The organism is Capnocytophaga sp. ARDL2, from assembly GCF_041530365.1.
Classification (GTDB): domain Bacteria; phylum Bacteroidota; class Bacteroidia; order Flavobacteriales; family Flavobacteriaceae; genus Flavobacterium.
This window is the reverse complement of sequence record NZ_CP168034.1, coordinates 1,848,581-1,864,701: the sequence shown is the minus strand read 5'-3', so window position 1 is coordinate 1,864,701 and position 16,121 is coordinate 1,848,581. Positions and strand designations below refer to the sequence as shown.

The window sequence follows — 16,121 nt, the reverse complement described above, 5'->3', positions numbered from 1 at the left end:
AAATGAAAATTATCTATTACGGACACGCTGCTTTAGGATTGGAAATCAAAGGAAAAAACATAGTGGTAGATCCATTTATTTCGGGAAATCCATTGGCTGAAAACATAAAAATAGATGAAATTCCAGCTGATTATATTTTGATTACACATGCACATCAAGATCATGTGTTGGATGTAGAAGCGATTGCCAAACGCACGGGTGCAGTTATTGTTTCCAATGCGGAAATTGCAGGATATTACGAAGCCAAACGGTTGAAAACCCATCCTATGAATCACGGTGGTTCTTGGAATTTTGATTTTGGAAAATTAACTTACACAAATTCAGTGCATTCGAGTAGTTTTGCAGACGGAACTTACGGTGGTCAGCCAGGTGGATTTGTGATTAAAGCAGATAAAAATATTTACATTGCAGGAGATACCGCCTTGACAATGGATATGAAATTAATTCCTATGCGTACAAAATTGGATTTAGCTGTTTTGCCTATTGGGGATAATTTTACAATGGATGTAGAAGATGCTTTGATAGCGACCGATTTCTTGCAAGTGAATAAAGTTTTGGGGTATCATTACGATACTTTTGGATATATCAAAATAGACAAAAACAAAGCAAAAGAGTTATTTTCTCAAAAATCAAAAGAATTGATTTTGTTGGAAATAGGAGAAGGAATTTCTTTGTAGATTTTTATATTAAATACGTAGAAACATAGGACACATAGATTTTTTTTTAACATTAATAAGGACAGAGCACCGAACAGATAATAACCTCGCAGGAACAAGCTTATCGCTTACCTATTCCGCCAAATGCGGGAAAACTTCCTGTATAAATAAATATAAATATGAATTTTCAATTGACAGAAGAACAATTAATGATACAACAAGCGGCAAGAGATTTTGCACAAACAGAATTATTGCCAGGAGTAATCGAAAGAGATGAACATAATATTTTCCCAACAGAGCAAATCAAAAAGATGGGTGAACTTGGATTTTTGGGAATGATGGTAGATCCAAAATACGGAGGAGCTGGATTGGACAGTATTTCGTATGTATTGGCAATGGAGGAAATTGCAAAAGTTGATGCATCGTCAGCTGTGGTAATGTCTGTACAAAATTCATTGGTTTGTGCAGGATTGGAAAAATATGCAACCGAAGAGCAAAAGCAAAAATATTTAGTACCATTGGCATCAGGACAGTCTATCGGAGCATTTTGTTTGTCAGAGCCAGAGGCTGGTTCGGATGCAACTTCTCAAAAAACCACAGCAGTAGATATGGGAGATTACTATTTGTTGAATGGTACAAAAAACTGGATTACCAACGGAAGCACAGCGGATTATTTTATTGTTATTGCTCAAACCGATATTGAAAAAAAACACAAAGGAATCAACGCATTTATCGTAGAAAAAGGTTGGGACGGATTTGTATTAGGAGCCAAAGAACAAAAAATGGGAATGCGAGGATCGGATACACATTCGTTGATGTTTACTGATGTAAAAGTACCAAAAGAAAACAGAATCGGAGACGACGGATTTGGATTTACTTTTGCAATGTCAATCTTAAACGGTGGAAGAATAGGAATTGCTTCTCAGGCTCTTGGAATTGCACAAGGAGCGTATGAGTTGTCTTTGAAATATGCCAAAGAAAGAAAAGCATTCGGAACAGAAATTATCAATCATCAGGCAATTGCGTTTAAGTTGGCAGATATGGCAACCAATATTTCGGCAGCGAGGATGTTGGTACACAAAGCAGCGTCAGAAAAAGATTTAGGACAAGATATTTCGATTTCGGGAGCAATGGCGAAATTATTTGCTTCACAAACCGCAATGGATGTAACTACAGAAGCGGTTCAAATCCATGGTGGAAACGGATATGTAAGAGAATACCACGTAGAACGTATGATGCGTGATGCGAAAATTACCCAAATTTACGAGGGAACATCGGAAATTCAAAAAATCGTTATTTCAAGGGGAATTGCGAAGGGATAGTGAGTAGTGAAATTATTTATTATATCACAATTCTGTAAAATTGAAAAAATGTAAGACTGTAAACAAATAAGCATTATACAGTAATACATTTTACAACAATACATTCTCAATACATTTTATAATATACAGAAAAAATAGTACTTTTGCAAAAAATAAATAATAATCGTGGAAAATACAAACGCACAAAAATTAGTAAAGGAAATTATTAGCGGAGTAGAAACCAACGGAATTCAGACAGAGAATTTGGTTGAAAATTTACAAAAGTTAAGAGAATACGCTTTAGAGGAAGGAAAACCAGCAGTAACAAAATCAATTCGTTTGGCTTATGAGCATTTAGAGGCAAACAATGATTTCTTGGTTTCGATTCCGTCGGACGAGCCTTTAGAAGATGAGGAAACGGTAAATACAGAATCTACAAATGTTGAAAGTTTATACTATTTGTTGAACTTGTATTTAGATACCGAAAACAGACACAATATCGATGATATCAAAGCGTATAACAAAATGTTTTTAGAATTTTAATCATGCTAAAACTGTTTAAAATCGTGGGTCTATTAGAAGGTATTTCTTATATCGTGTTGTTCTTTAATATGTTGGTGATAAAAAATATGAATTTTGATTTATATAAAACATTATTATTTCCAATAGGAATGTCACATGGAATACTTTTTGTAGCATACATTATATTAGCCATTCTTTTGAAAGAAAAATACCAGTGGAGTTTAGGAAAATTTTTTAAGATTGCCATTGCTTCAGTAATACCATTTGGTACATTTTATTCAGAAAAAAAATGGTTAAACGAATAAAATTAAATAAAAACTTGCATAGAATATAAAAAGTTTTTATTTTTGCACAAAATATAGCATCAAAACAAGATGTTATTAAACAATAAAGAATTTAATAATAATAAAAAGTTTATGAAAAAATTGACTTTTCCATTGTTAGCTCTAGTGTTAGGAGCTACTACAGCAAACGCTCAAACATCAGACTATAATAAATGGTCAATTGATGTAAATTTTGGTTCAACAAAGCCAACAAATCCATTTGCAACAGGTTATTATGCTGATACTTTCTTCAGTTTACCTCACGCTGATGCTGGTGTTCGTTATATGTTCAACAACAAGTTTGGTTTGAAGGCTGATTTTGGTTACGACTATATCAAGCAAGGAGAGACTTCAGCATATTTCAGACAAGCTGCTTATAGAACATCATTGCAAGGGGTTGCTAATCTTGGTAGAATTTTAAACTTTGAAGAGTGGACTAAAGTATTCAACGTACAATTCCACTTGGGAGGAGGTTACTCTTGGACTACTCCAGTAGATGGTAAAGTAGGTGGTATTTCTTATGACAAAGATCAAACAGGTCATATCATTACTGGAATCACTGGTCAAGTAAAATTAGGGAAAAGAGCTGCTTTAAACGCTGATTTCACTATGGTAAACTTTACAAGAAAGCACATCACATGGGATGGAACAGCTTACACTGATAGAAATGCAGACAGAGCTTTCAACGCTTCATTGTACAACGCTACTGTAGGTTTGTCTTTCTACTTAGGTGGAAACGGAGAGCACGCAGATTGGTATGCTAATGATGATTTGACTAACAGAGTTACTTCATTGGAATCAAGAGTGTCTGATATCGAAAACAAAATGTTAGATTCTGACAATGACGGTGTAGCAGATTACTTAGATTTAGAGCCTAACACTCCACTAGGAAACATTGTTGATGTTAAAGGACGTTCTATCGACTTGAACAAAAACGGTATTCCAGATTCTTACGAGGCATATTTTGCACAAAACTACGGTGGTACAAAATCTAATGCTCCTTTGACTCAAGCAGATTCAAACACTGTGAAAGGTTTGATCAACGATGGTTATGTAGCAGTTTACTTTGACTTCGATAAATCTCAACCTAAAAATGTTGAATCTATCGATTTTATCTTAACTTACTTGAAGTCTAATCCAAACGCTTCTGTTGAAGTATTAGGATATGCTGATTCAATAGGTTCTACAAGCTACAACAACAGATTGTCAGAAAAGAGAGCTAAAAACGTAGCTAAAATCTTAGAACAAGCTGGAATTTCTAGCTCAAGATTGACAGTAAGAGGAGAAGGTGAAAATACTTCTATCGACGGAAGAAACAAATCTACTGCTAGATTTGCTAGAAAAGTAACTTTCAGAGTAAAATAATTAATTCTTAATTATAACTAAAAAGCGAGATGATTCATCTCGCTTTTTTATTTTTGTATTTAAATCTTTATATTATGCAATTTCAAATAAATTCTGATTTTAAACCTACGGGAGATCAACCAGAAGCGATAAAACAATTGGTCAACGGTATAGAAAATAACGAACAATTTCAAACCTTGGTTGGGGTTACTGGTTCTGGTAAAACTTTTACTATTGCCAATGTAATCAAAGAGGTGCAAAGACCTACTTTGGTTCTGGCTCATAATAAGACTTTAGCAGCTCAGTTGTATTCAGAATTTAAGAGTTTTTTTCCGAATAATGCGGTAGAATATTTTGTTTCGTACTACGATTACTATCAACCCGAAGCCTATATACCTGTTACTGGTACCTATATCGAAAAAGATTTATCTATAAATGAAGATTTAGAGAAAATGCGACTAAGTACTACTTCCTCTTTATTGTCAGGAAGAAGAGATGTATTGGTTGTGGCTTCTGTTTCCTGTTTATATGGTATTGGAAATCCTATAGAATTTCAGAAAAATGTAATTAAACTTGAAAGAGACATGGATATCACTCGTACCAAATTACTCCAAGATCTTGCTCAAAGTTTGTATGCTCGTACAGAAGGTGAATTTCTACATGGTAATTTTAGAATAAAAGGTGATACTGTCGAGGTTTATCCAAGTTATGCCGACGATCCGTTTCGCATTCATTTTTTTGGAGACACCATTGAAGAAATTGAATGTTTCGATGCTAAAACTTCAAAAGTTATCGAATGCTATGATAAACTGAATATTTATCCTGCCAATATGTTTGTTACATCTCCAGATGTGCTGCACAATGCGATTTGGGAAATTCAACAAGATTTGGTAAAACAAGTTCAATATTTCAAAGAAATAGGAAAAAATTTAGAAGCAAAACGCCTTGAAGAACGAACCAATTTCGATTTGGAAATGATAAAAGAATTAGGGTATTGTTCGGGAATTGAAAATTATTCTCGTTATCTCGACCAAAGAGAACCAGGTACAAGACCGTTCTGTTTGTTGGATTATTTCCCAGATGATTTTTTGATGGTAATTGACGAATCTCATGTAACCGTTTCTCAAGTTCATGCGATGTATGGTGGAGATCGTTCTCGTAAGGAAAATCTAGTAGAATATGGATTTAGATTACCAGCTGCTATGGACAATCGTCCTTTGAAATTTGAAGAATTTGAGGCTTTACTCAATCAAGTGATTTATGTATCGGCGACTCCAGCTGATTACGAATTGCAAAAATCCAATGGGGTAGTGGTGGAGCAAATCATTCGACCTACAGGCGTACTTGACCCAATTGTAGAAGTGCGTCCAACCCAAGACCAAATAGATGATTTGGTAGAAGAAATTCATCAAAGAGCCGAAAAAGACGAACGCGTTTTAGTTACTACTTTGACCAAGCGTATGGCGGAAGAATTGGCAAAATATTTCGATAAAATTGGTATTCGTTGTCGATATGTACATTCAGATGTCGATACTTTAGAGCGAGTAGAGATTATGCAAGATTTACGTCGTGGTTTGTTTGATGTGTTGATTGGAGTAAATTTATTACGAGAAGGATTGGATTTGCCAGAGGTTTCATTGGTAGCGATTTTAGATGCTGACAAAGAAGGTTTTTTGCGTAATGTAAAATCATTGATTCAGACCATTGGTCGTGCGGCTCGAAATGTCAATGGAAAAGCAATTCTCTATGCCGATAAAATAACTAAAAGTATGGAAATAGCTATCGAACAAACCAATTATCGCAGAGAAAAACAAGCCGCTTACAACAAAAAACACGGTATTGTACCAAAACAATTGGAAAAAAACATAGATTCGGCTTTGACAACTGCAATAACAAACGCTGATACCAAATACAATATAGGAAATGATTCTATGCAAATTGTGGCAGAAGAAGAAAACATTTCGTATTTAAACAACTCACAATTAGATAAATTGGTTAAAACCAAAACCAAAGAAATGGAAAAAGCAGCTAAAGAATTAGATTTTATTAAAGCAGCTCAACTGAGAGATGAAATTAAAGTTTTAAAAGAGCGTTTAGCACAAAAATAACTATTAAAGTTACGAAAAAAAAACTTTTTTTCATAGGATAGTTGTCATATTTTTTGGGGTATTCTGTCGATAAATTTGTAATGCAGAAAATTAATAACTAAATAATTACATTATGAAACAAAGAGTACCAGTATCACAAATTATGGCTAAAGCTTTAATCGTAGTTGACCCAACTAAAAAAGTAAGTGAAGTAAACGAAATGTTTTCTCATTACAACATTCGTCACATTCCTGTAGTAGAAGGTTCAAAATTGGTTGGATTAGTTAGTAAAAATGATGTTTTGAAATTAGGTTACGGAGCTGGGGATGTAGATCAGGCAACTTTAAAAGCTATTTATGATACATATCAATTGAAAGATGTGATGGTAAAATCGCCTTTGACTGTTACAACAGATACAAATATCAAAGAAGTAGCTGAAATTTTGTCAACTCAAAGTTTCCACTCATTGCCAGTAGTAGAAAACGATGAAATTGCAGGTATGGTAACAACAACTGATTTGGTTAAATATCTTTTAGAGCAATATTAATAGTTGTTTATACATTTTTAAAATGAAAAAGAGGTTGACTATGGTCAACCTCTTTTGATTAATAACTCTTTATCATATCACTTGGAATATAAAAAATATAATCCGCTAAAAGTTTATCTTCTGTATTGAAAGTAGAAATATCATCTACTTCGACTACGGTGATACTTTTAATTTTCAAGTTTGGATTGTAATGATTTACATACCAAATGATTCCTTCGTAATGATTGGTATGAAAACTCCCATTGATATGAAAAAATAAACTGTTTGGTTTCCAATTTTCTACGATACTATACGCCATAGTTGCGTCTTTTATTGCTTGAGCTTTTGGAAAATTGAGGTTTTTGCGAGTTTCATTCTCAAACATATCCAGCATTTTTATGTAACTACTCAACTCTGCATCAAAGGGAAAGGGGAGTGGAGCAATCCATTGTTTTTCCTCTGAAGGCAAATTGTACAATATTTCTTCACCTTGTTTAAAAAGCATATTCGCATATTTTCGAGGTACATTGGTAGCAATAACTGGGATGTTTTGTTCTTTAGCAAAATTGACCATCGGATGATAATCTGTGGAATAATTGCTCCAAAAACGCGTTAAAGTATCAAAGGCTTTTTCATTTATTTCGTCGTTTAGATATCGATTGATAATCTCTTGTTGATCTCTTTCAAACATTTCCAGACCAAACCTCATCAAGCGTTTATTAGATAAATCCTTCAAAACTTGCAATTGCAACCAATGTACCAGCGTATTGTTGTGAAATTCTCCAAAAAACACCACATCTTGCTTTTCCAATTGTTTCATCATTTTGTAATAAGATACTTTTTTTCCTATGGCATCGTATAATTCAAATGCCTTTTTTTCTTGGGAAAAACCGAAAAAAGTAAGTAGTAAAAAGTAAATTGTAAGTAGTGCTTTCATTTAATAATTGTTTAGTTTTTCAAAAATAAAAAAATCTGTCCTAATAAAAGAACAGATTTTTGAACAATGAAGAAAAAATTAAAAAAAGTGAACGGATTATTTTTTCATTACTTTAAAACTACCTTTACTTCCATCAGTTGCTTCGATAGTAAGAATATAGAATCCAGTTTCAAATGGTTGCAAATTGATGGTTTTCTCATTTGTAGTTTCAAGATGTTTACCTATAGAATCAAAAAAATCTATAAACTTGATATCCAAATCCGTTTCTATGGTAATAAAATCCGTCGTAGGTTTTTTGGATATAATCTTACTTGTGAAGCATCAATACTATCTGGTACTCAATTGTGTGATTGGTTCCCATTTTATATTATCTAAACGAATAACTGTACTTGTTGTAGAGGTACCTTTTAATCTAAATCAGATATGATTGGAATTTTCCACAACTTCTGTAAACGGAATCACAAAATCTGTATATTTCGAAGTTGAGAAATTACCAGTTGGGATGGTCATCACTTCATATAAAGTAGCTTCATCTGTAGGATCTGAAAGAGCAACTATCTGAAGATATTCATTTGACGCTCCTGTTTTTCTAGCTCTAAATTTCAATTGATGTGTTCTTTTCGTAACATTGCTTAAATAAGGTGATACTAAAATAACTCGGTTATTATCATCGTAAATGGTAAAATAATAGCAGATAAATCACCATCTAAATCCTCAACAGGAACTGAGTTTTCAACACTAACAATTGTTCCTTCTGTCAATACTACATAGATTCCGATAGATTGTGAAAATGTGTAATTAGGTACATTTTGAGACCATTCTGTATTTATTGACAGCCCTAATGCTAAAGCTAATAAAATAGCTTTCAAAGAGAAAGAATTTCTATTTTATTTGTATTTAATTAATATAATTTCTTTATTTGAAAAAATACTGGCTATTAAGCCAGTTGATTATTTTAGTTTGAAATTTAATGTTTACTCACTTTAAAACTTCCTTTACTTCCGTCGGTTGTTTCTATAGTAAGTAAATAATTTCCTTGTGAAAGAGCGTGTAAATCAATGGATTTTTTCTCTGTTTGCAACAACATTCTACCTGAAAAATCATACAATTGAATGTTTTTTATAAACAAATCAGTTTCGATGTACAATATATCTTTAGTAGGATTAGGAAATAAATTTACTTGAGAAACATCAATTTTTTTGTTGCTCAATGCTGTATGCCATTTGATATTGTCTATCAAAATAGTTTTATTTCCAAGGGTTTGCAAATCAAATTTCAACGCGACGAACTTATGTCCTTGTGGAAATGTTATGGCAGTTGTTTCTTTTGTACCCATAGAGGTCAAAGGAAACTCAAATTCTGTCGGTATAAAGGATGCAAAATCCGTAGCTGATGCCATAGTACCTACAACAATTTTTTCCTGACCTGTCAATAAATTGTAGGGTTCAACTACCAACATACTCTCGAGGTCAAAACTAATTCCGTGAGTGCCATTGGTAGTAGTCAATTCGGGTGAAACTAAAATCAAATCTCCTGCGCCACTCCCTTTGTAAACTCTAAGTGCATTGTCGGGTAGTGGATTTCCGTTCCAGTTGTTTAATACAGTAAATGGTGGTACATCAGTATTGTTTCTATTCCAACAGTGATTTGAAAACAATTCTATAGTATTCATATTTTCAAAATTCATAGTAAATGACTCCACCGACTCACAATTGATTACATCAACATTTTCTGGAGTCCAAACATAAGTAAATCCATTGCTTGGAGGTGCTGAAATAGGGGTGAAAATCATTCCAGCTTGTCCCATTACGGTAGTTGCTGCAACGGTATTTTGCCAAGTAGCAGCTGATACATTGTGATTGGTTCTTACATTAAAATCTGCTGTATTAATACCTCTCAAACCTGCGGTAATATATATTCCTGAGGGTTCGCCTACAGCATTTACATCATATACACTTTTTATTGTTCCATTTTCATGCAATCTAATTTGAAAATTGATATCAAAATGTCCTAATAGATACCCTCCATGTATAGTTGCTTGAAAACGAGTAAAGTTTTTCCACTGAATCACATATTCTCGATTGGGAGCAGTACCTACAGTTTTTACCGAAATGGTTCCTGGGTCTTGTGCATCTGTAAAATAACCAATCAAATCGTCATTGAAACCTGCAATAATACCAGAAAACGGATGGCTCAAAGGAATTGGTTTGAAATAGTATTGATTTTCGTTAGGAATAAAACTTCCGAAAAATACAAATCCATCGGTAGAAATATGTACTTGATTGTATTGATTTCCATTGAAATAAAATGGAAAAGGCAAGCTTTCGGTATAAATATTTTCATCCAACATAGCACCAAATTGATTTTGAGCAGTTGCTATAACTGTGGCATCTGTCAATTCTTGGTAGGTGTTGTTTTCTGTACTAAATATATAATTGCTCACTTGAGAATTTCCTTGAAAGGCGACTCCCAACATACACAATAAGGTAATGTAAATTTTTTTCATATACTAATTCATTATTCTAAAAGCAGGAGGAAGAAAACTAATAGAAACTTCCAATTTTTTATCTCTTCAAATAAAGGATTCAAATTCCTGTCTCAACTAAAGCGGAATCAAAACTTCCTCCTGCGTCAAGCGTTTTATTTCAACAATTGATATTCAAAAGTAGTATGACCTCTTTCACCAGCATCGTTCATCATAGCAAGGAATTTCAATTTGAAAATATTTCCTTCAGCATCTTTGATTACATAAAACGCATTGTCCTTGAGTGTACGGCTCATCGTATTACGCCATTTTCTACCGATGGTCAACTGATGTTGATTGGCAGCCGCAGTAAATTGTGCTTGATCTACATCGGCCAATTTAAAGTTTTCGTATTGAGTATCGCGTTGTTGACCAGACTCCAATTCTACTTGATATGAAATTGCTCCACCGTGAATATTTGTCAAACAAATGTCTGCAAAATAGTACAATACAGCATCTTGCATCGACTGACCTGTATATAAAGTATGTCCTGTAAAACTAATGTCCCATTTTGTTTTTTCTGGTTGATTGTTTACGATTTTCTCGTCTTTCAAGTTGAAAAACACAAAATTGTGCGTATTGTTTTTCGAAATTTCAATCGTTTTATGAGTTGTTTCGTTCAAATTTGCATAATGTAAAATGTATTTATCACCTTGACGATTGATTTTGATTTTTTTCCATCCTCGTGGAGCTCCTGATAAATTGACAGCACCTGTTTCAGGAGCCGCAGCATTGGCTACATCATCTCCTAAGTTTACCAAATATACTTTGTTTAAGTCTGGGTTTTCTGAAATTTCAGCGATTGCGGTTCCACCTCCTGGATTATTTGAAGCTAAAATTCCAAACGGACTGTCAACCCATCCATTTGAAGCTGCTACATTTGGTGAAACAGCCACAGTATAATCAGCTGTTACAACTTCATCGATATTGGTTGTTTCCAATGGTTTTACAGCCATTTTTATTGTGTTGTTGATAATCACTCTGTTGTCATTTCCACAATAAAATCCCAAATCCCATGCATCACGCACTACCGGCGTTTCCTTTCCTGTAGAAAGGTCGATATACACATGATTGGGTTGTGTACCACCACCGATAGAAGCTGTCATAACTTTTTTCTCTACAACAGCTGGTTCTTCTGGTTTGATTGGATTTTCATCTTTTTTTGGAGTTGTATTATCGTCTCCACATGAGGCTAATAAAGCCAACATTGATAATGTAAATACTACTTTTTTCATTGTTTATTTATTTTTTGAAATTATATGCAATTCTGAAAAAGAAATTTCTTCCACTTGATCGGCGTACTTTTTCTTCGATAACTAATTTTTTAAATTGTGTTTTATAGGTTATTTCCTCATTGTTCAACACATTTCTTGCACCAACGGTTACTTCCCATCGATTGTTGAATAATTGCTGACGATAGGATAGATCGAGGAGACCAAACGGAGATATTTCACTTAAATAATAACCATCGTTCATCGCTCGCCACGACTGACTTTTTCCGAAAAAGTTGTAAAAGAGGTTAAAATGTCCGTGCCATTTGGGAATTTTATATCCTATTTGAGCATTTGCATTGTTGTTGAACAAATATCTGTCGTCTGTTTTAAACTGTTTGTTGTCAATCAATTGTGAAATCCAAACAAAAGAAGCACCTATCCCAAAATTCCAATGATGGTATTGATAGTTTTGCTTGGTTGATAAATGAAAACTTTGATAGCTGCTTACATTCATCATTTCATACATCGGAATTGCTCCGTCAAAACCTATCAATGCTGTAGTAATACGATCTTTTACATTCAAAACATTGGTAGATATTCCGCTGTTTAATTGATTATTTTTTGAAAAAACAAAAGTTTTGTTGAGATGCGAATCCATAGATAGCGAACGCTCTGGCAAAAGATGTTCGTTTCCTACAAAATAATGTCCCTCGAAAATGACACGCGAATACAATTCATCAAACTCTGGTGTGCGGTACGATTTTCCCAAACCTATTCGCCATTCATAGTCCTTACCAAAGGTTTTGGTACTATGAAAACTCACTGCCCATTGATTGCTAAACACCGATTGTACCGAATAGCGACCACCACCGCTCAAGCTCCATTTTGTATTGGGTCTATAGATAAGTAGCGAGTACGCATCATAATTGTTGATAAATTTTTCGATGCTGGTCTTTTTGTTTAGTTCGCTATCTACCCAAGCAAATCCTTTACTGACAATATTTTCGTTTCCAATGGTTAGGTGAAATTTTCCATTGTTATACGATTTATCAAACTCTGTTTTTGTATAAAATACATCCATTTCACGATTTTTTTCTACTGTATGGTTTTGAGATTCTTCTGTAGAAATAATGTATCTATACTTTTCGATGTTTCGACTTTGTTTTTGATATGAAATCGATGAGTTCAATGCCCAATCATTTGAATTTCCATAGTTGAAATTCAGTAAATGTTGTATATTTTTATTTTTAAAAATTTGGTCATTGGCATATTTATAACTTCCTAAATTACTGTTGTATGCATCGATTACATGTTTTGAAACAGATTGTATATCACTCTGAAAATAATTGATGCGATAATTGAATCTCCAATCATTGGCACTGTTGAAATTGACAAAGGCAAATCCATTGTATTTTTCAGAAGGAAGCCATTTATAACCTCTCAAACCATCGTTGAATTTGTGATTTTTTCCCATAAAATTGTCGTACAATCCAAACGAATGATCTCTATTTCCTCCAATCGAAACCATCCAATTATCGTTGAGTTTTCTGGCAATTCGCAAATTTTGAATATGTCTTCCTCTGTTGCTCAAGTTGTATTCATTTCGCAGGGTTTCTTCTTGCAAAAATGCTGTGATATCCCATTTAGTACGACTATTTTTCTTAGTTATAATATTCAAAACACCTCCTACGGCATTGGCACCGTGAGTCACTCCCATAGCACCTTCTATGAGTTCAATGCGTTCGATGTTATCTAATTGAATTTGAGATAAATCTACATTATTTCCCACACCTTCATCACTTACCACAGGCACATTGTCGATTAGGATTTTGAAATATTTTGCATCTAAGCCTAATAGTGAAATAGTGGTTTTACCAGAAGTTTCATCTGTGATGATTCTCATGTTGGCTTGTTGACTCAATACTTCGGCGAGGTTTACCGCCGCCATATTTTTTATGTCTTCTTCGGTAAGTGTCTTTACTTTAGCCACTTCTTTTTGAATATTTTCAATTTTTCTCTGGTCGTAGATAACGATTTCTTCCAATTCATCAACATCCGTAGTAGGTTCTTGAGCGTGAGCAAGGGATGTAAAAATGAAATAGGGGAGTAGAAAAACTTTTAAATCACTACACTTTTTCATATCCAAGTTTCCAAGTATTCTAATTTTCGCATTGAATAGGTGTGTCAAAAACGGCATTCATTTTTTTATCATTTAGGATAAAAGTTGAAATCGTTTTAGGCAAAAGATTTTGATGAATACTAAATGACTGCACACCTTTACAGTTGATAATGAGTTCATCATTTACGATTTTTGCATGAATTACAGCATTGGGTTGTTTATTAAAAATCGAATATTCTTTTGCAGGGTTGAATGTTCCTTTTAAAACAATTTTTTCTTCATTTCTCAATAGGGTTACTTCCGCTTCATCACTTGCTTTTTTATAAGGTAAATATCCAAAAGGCGAATATCCATTTTCCATAGCAATTTCTCCCATTTTTAAAATAACATCTCCGACTTTTGCTCCCATTTTTTCTAATGCCGAATCCTTTTTAAATGATTTGATTTTCAGACCATCGCCTTGATAAGAAAAATCGTAGGATACACCAAAATCTGCTTTGTCATTGATGATTTTTACACTGTAATCAATTGGTAATTTCTCTTTGATAAAATCATTTATTGTCAACCAAGAATAGCTTATAGCCACATTTTCATCCAAAGAAAGATTGATTTCAAAAGGTGTGTGTTTCTTATTATTTTTTATAAAGTCTATAATCTCTTGTGAGCGGTTTTCCAAATAGCTCATATCATGAGAAGCCTCTTCTGTGAAATACACCACATTTGGTTGATAGTTTTGCAAATGCTCAATGCTTTTAGTTATTTGATTTACAGGATACAATGGATCTTCAGTCGTATTGATGATGTAAATAGGCTTTTCATTTGCATTGGTTGGATAGAGAGAAATTTCTCCCAATTTTTCTGCAATGTTCAAACTACCACATAGAGCAAAAAATCCTGCATACGAGGAATTGTTTGTCAGATATTGATACATTACTCCCGATGCTCCATCTGAAAAACCAGCCAAGAACACTTGATTTGTATTAACAGAAAATTCTTGAATGGTAGCCGTTTGAATCTTTTGAATCATATCAGTCCCTACAGCATCAAACCATGTTGTATGTTTTTGACCAAATGGAAAAACCATCATAAAATTGCCCTCGTCCGCTAATTTCAACCAATTGGATTGTTGTGCGTAATAGAGTGGATTGCTTTTCAAATTGGGATTGCCTACTGCTCCGTGTAAAAACACGACCATAGGAATTTGAGTGTCCTTTTGATAATTTTCAGGCGTATAAATCACAAAAGGTCGTTCTATAGAATCTTTGCAAACAATTTTTTTCTCTACAAAATTTCCGTTTTGTGAATAAGCTAAAACATTTCCTACTAAAGAGGCAACTAAAATAACTATATTTTTCATATATAGAATAAATAAAAACAGTGCAAATTTAGATAAAATTTAAATTATACAAAAAATTATTTTATATAAATTTTATATTATTTATTTAATCGTTGATAATGTGATAGATAAATAGTGATGAAACTTTTAGTGAATTCATATTTATTGTTTTTTCTCACACATTTTGGCTCTAAAAAGACCGGTACTCAAAGAGTGGGGTGCGTCTAACACAGATATTCACAGATTTTTTGAAATGATTTAAGAATTAAAAGGTTTAAACCTACGTTTTAGGGCAGATTACAGCAGATGTTGTTTTTTCGATAAATCAAAAATACATCAGCGAAAATCAAATCAAAAGATAAAATTTAAAAAATCTATCTTTATAAATGTGAAATGAAACTAAAATATAAAAGTCGAGATGACTTCAATTTTGTCAAAAAGGAAGCAATAATTAGATGACTAAAAGAGAAAATATTGAAAAGTTGTTGATAAATTAATGTAGTTTTGAATAAAAAATCCCAAAAATTGTATAAGGAGTATTTATATTTTAAATACATTTGTTCCGAAAAAATTACATTAATTATGTCACTAAATTCTATTTTTCATTTATTAGTACCAAAGGACAAAGTGTTTTATCCTTTGTTTCAACAAGCTGCACACAAATTAATAGAGCTATCTGAAACATTAGATCAAGCGGTAAATCTTCCCCAAGACGAACGTGAAGCTTTCTTGAAAGAAGTTGAAGTATTAAAATCTGAAATCGAAACAATCGCACAAACAATGCGTATGGAATTGAGTAGAAACTTTATCACACCAATGGATAGAGAAGATATTTACGCATTGATTTCTACGGTAAACGAGGTAGCAGATTACTTGAGTACCGCTGCATCGAGAATGCGTACGTATCAAATTGACAAAGTAACAAAACCTCTGAGAAAACTGACAGAAGCAAACCTTGAAGCTTGTAAAGAGGTATCAGAGGCTATCTTGTTGCTAAACACGATGAAACATATTGAAAAAATTTCTGAAAAAACGAAAATTATCTATCGTTTGGAAAGAAAAGCTGATAAAGTTTATGACAAAGCCATTGCCGATATTTTTGAGAACGAGACCAATGCCATTGAAATCATCAAATACAAAGAGGTGATGGATGCCTTGGAGACAGCAACAGATAGTTGTAGAAAAGTAGCCAATGTATTGGATGAAATTACTGTAAAATACGCTTAATTTTT

The 16,121-nt window shown here is 33.3% G+C and carries 16 protein-coding genes; 8 read left to right on the top strand and 8 right to left on the bottom strand.

Annotated features, from left to right (window positions below; translation table 11 throughout):
* Positions 1–2 precede the first annotated feature (2 nt).
* The 7 genes from AB4865_RS09425 to AB4865_RS09395 all read left to right on the top strand — a co-directional run bounded on the left by AB4865_RS09425 (position 3) and on the right by AB4865_RS09395 (position 6,780).
* Positions 3–677: a metal-dependent hydrolase gene (locus tag AB4865_RS09425; protein WP_372473010.1), complete on the top strand. Its 675-nt coding sequence runs from the start codon at positions 3–5 to the stop codon at positions 675–677.
* A gap of 158 nt (positions 678–835) precedes the next feature.
* Positions 836–1,978 carry an acyl-CoA dehydrogenase family protein gene (locus tag AB4865_RS09420; RefSeq protein WP_372473009.1) on the top strand — a complete coding sequence of 381 codons (1,143 nt, stop codon included), beginning with the start codon at positions 836–838 and terminating at the stop codon, positions 1,976–1,978.
* A gap of 165 nt (positions 1,979–2,143) precedes the next feature.
* Positions 2,144–2,500 (top strand): hypothetical protein, encoded by a 357-nt coding sequence (locus tag AB4865_RS09415; RefSeq protein ID WP_372473008.1) that lies wholly within the window; start codon positions 2,144–2,146, stop codon positions 2,498–2,500.
* A 2-nt stretch (positions 2,501–2,502) separates the two neighbouring features.
* Positions 2,503–2,784 (top strand): DUF3817 domain-containing protein, encoded by a 282-nt coding sequence (locus tag AB4865_RS09410; protein ID WP_372473006.1) that lies wholly within the window; start codon positions 2,503–2,505, stop codon positions 2,782–2,784.
* A 111-nt stretch (positions 2,785–2,895) separates the two neighbouring features.
* The gene (locus AB4865_RS09405) at positions 2,896–4,167 is read left to right on the top strand and encodes an OmpA family protein (protein WP_372473005.1); all 1,272 of its coding nucleotides are present in this window, start codon (positions 2,896–2,898) and stop codon (positions 4,165–4,167) included.
* A gap of 74 nt (positions 4,168–4,241) precedes the next feature.
* A complete protein-coding gene (uvrB, locus tag AB4865_RS09400; RefSeq protein ID WP_372473004.1) occupies positions 4,242–6,254 on the top strand; it encodes an excinuclease ABC subunit UvrB in 2,013 nt (670 codons plus the stop codon).
* Positions 6,255–6,366: 112 nt separating this feature from the next.
* Positions 6,367–6,780 carry a CBS domain-containing protein gene (locus AB4865_RS09395; protein ID WP_372473003.1) on the top strand — a complete coding sequence of 138 codons (414 nt, stop codon included), beginning with the start codon at positions 6,367–6,369 and terminating at the stop codon, positions 6,778–6,780.
* A 58-nt stretch (positions 6,781–6,838) separates the two neighbouring features.
* Here the strand turns inward: AB4865_RS09395 and AB4865_RS09390 are convergent, their stop codons facing one another.
* The 8 genes from AB4865_RS09390 to AB4865_RS09355 all read right to left on the bottom strand — a co-directional run bounded on the left by AB4865_RS09390 (position 6,839) and on the right by AB4865_RS09355 (position 14,910).
* The gene (locus tag AB4865_RS09390) at positions 6,839–7,696 is read right to left on the bottom strand and encodes a ChaN family lipoprotein (protein ID WP_372473002.1); all 858 of its coding nucleotides are present in this window, start codon (positions 7,694–7,696) and stop codon (positions 6,839–6,841) included.
* A 96-nt stretch (positions 7,697–7,792) separates the two neighbouring features.
* Positions 7,793–7,999 (bottom strand): T9SS type A sorting domain-containing protein, encoded by a 207-nt coding sequence (locus AB4865_RS09385; protein ID WP_372474902.1) that lies wholly within the window; start codon positions 7,997–7,999, stop codon positions 7,793–7,795.
* 114 nt (positions 8,000–8,113) lie between these two features.
* Entirely contained in the window at positions 8,114–8,302 is a 189-nt protein-coding gene (locus AB4865_RS09380; RefSeq protein WP_372473001.1) for a hypothetical protein, read from the bottom strand.
* A 41-nt stretch (positions 8,303–8,343) separates the two neighbouring features.
* Positions 8,344–8,565 carry a hypothetical protein gene (locus AB4865_RS09375; RefSeq protein WP_372473000.1) on the bottom strand — a complete coding sequence of 74 codons (222 nt, stop codon included), beginning with the start codon at positions 8,563–8,565 and terminating at the stop codon, positions 8,344–8,346.
* A 98-nt stretch (positions 8,566–8,663) separates the two neighbouring features.
* Positions 8,664–10,202 carry a T9SS type A sorting domain-containing protein gene (locus AB4865_RS09370; RefSeq protein WP_372472999.1) on the bottom strand — a complete coding sequence of 513 codons (1,539 nt, stop codon included), beginning with the start codon at positions 10,200–10,202 and terminating at the stop codon, positions 8,664–8,666.
* Positions 10,203–10,336: 134 nt separating this feature from the next.
* Entirely contained in the window at positions 10,337–11,455 is a 1,119-nt protein-coding gene (locus AB4865_RS09365; RefSeq protein ID WP_372472998.1) for an HmuY family protein, read from the bottom strand.
* 7 nt (positions 11,456–11,462) lie between these two features.
* Complete coding sequence (locus AB4865_RS09360; RefSeq protein WP_372472997.1) at positions 11,463–13,574, bottom strand: TonB-dependent receptor plug domain-containing protein; 2,112 nt, start codon at positions 13,572–13,574, stop codon at positions 11,463–11,465.
* A 19-nt stretch (positions 13,575–13,593) separates the two neighbouring features.
* Entirely contained in the window at positions 13,594–14,910 is a 1,317-nt protein-coding gene (locus AB4865_RS09355) for a hypothetical protein (RefSeq protein ID WP_372472996.1), read from the bottom strand.
* A gap of 561 nt (positions 14,911–15,471) precedes the next feature.
* Here AB4865_RS09355 and AB4865_RS09350 point away from each other — a divergent pair.
* On the top strand, positions 15,472–16,116 hold the full coding sequence (locus tag AB4865_RS09350; RefSeq protein WP_372472995.1) for a DUF47 domain-containing protein: 645 nt from the start codon (positions 15,472–15,474) through the stop codon (positions 16,114–16,116).
* The last annotated feature ends 5 nt before the right edge of the window (positions 16,117–16,121 follow it).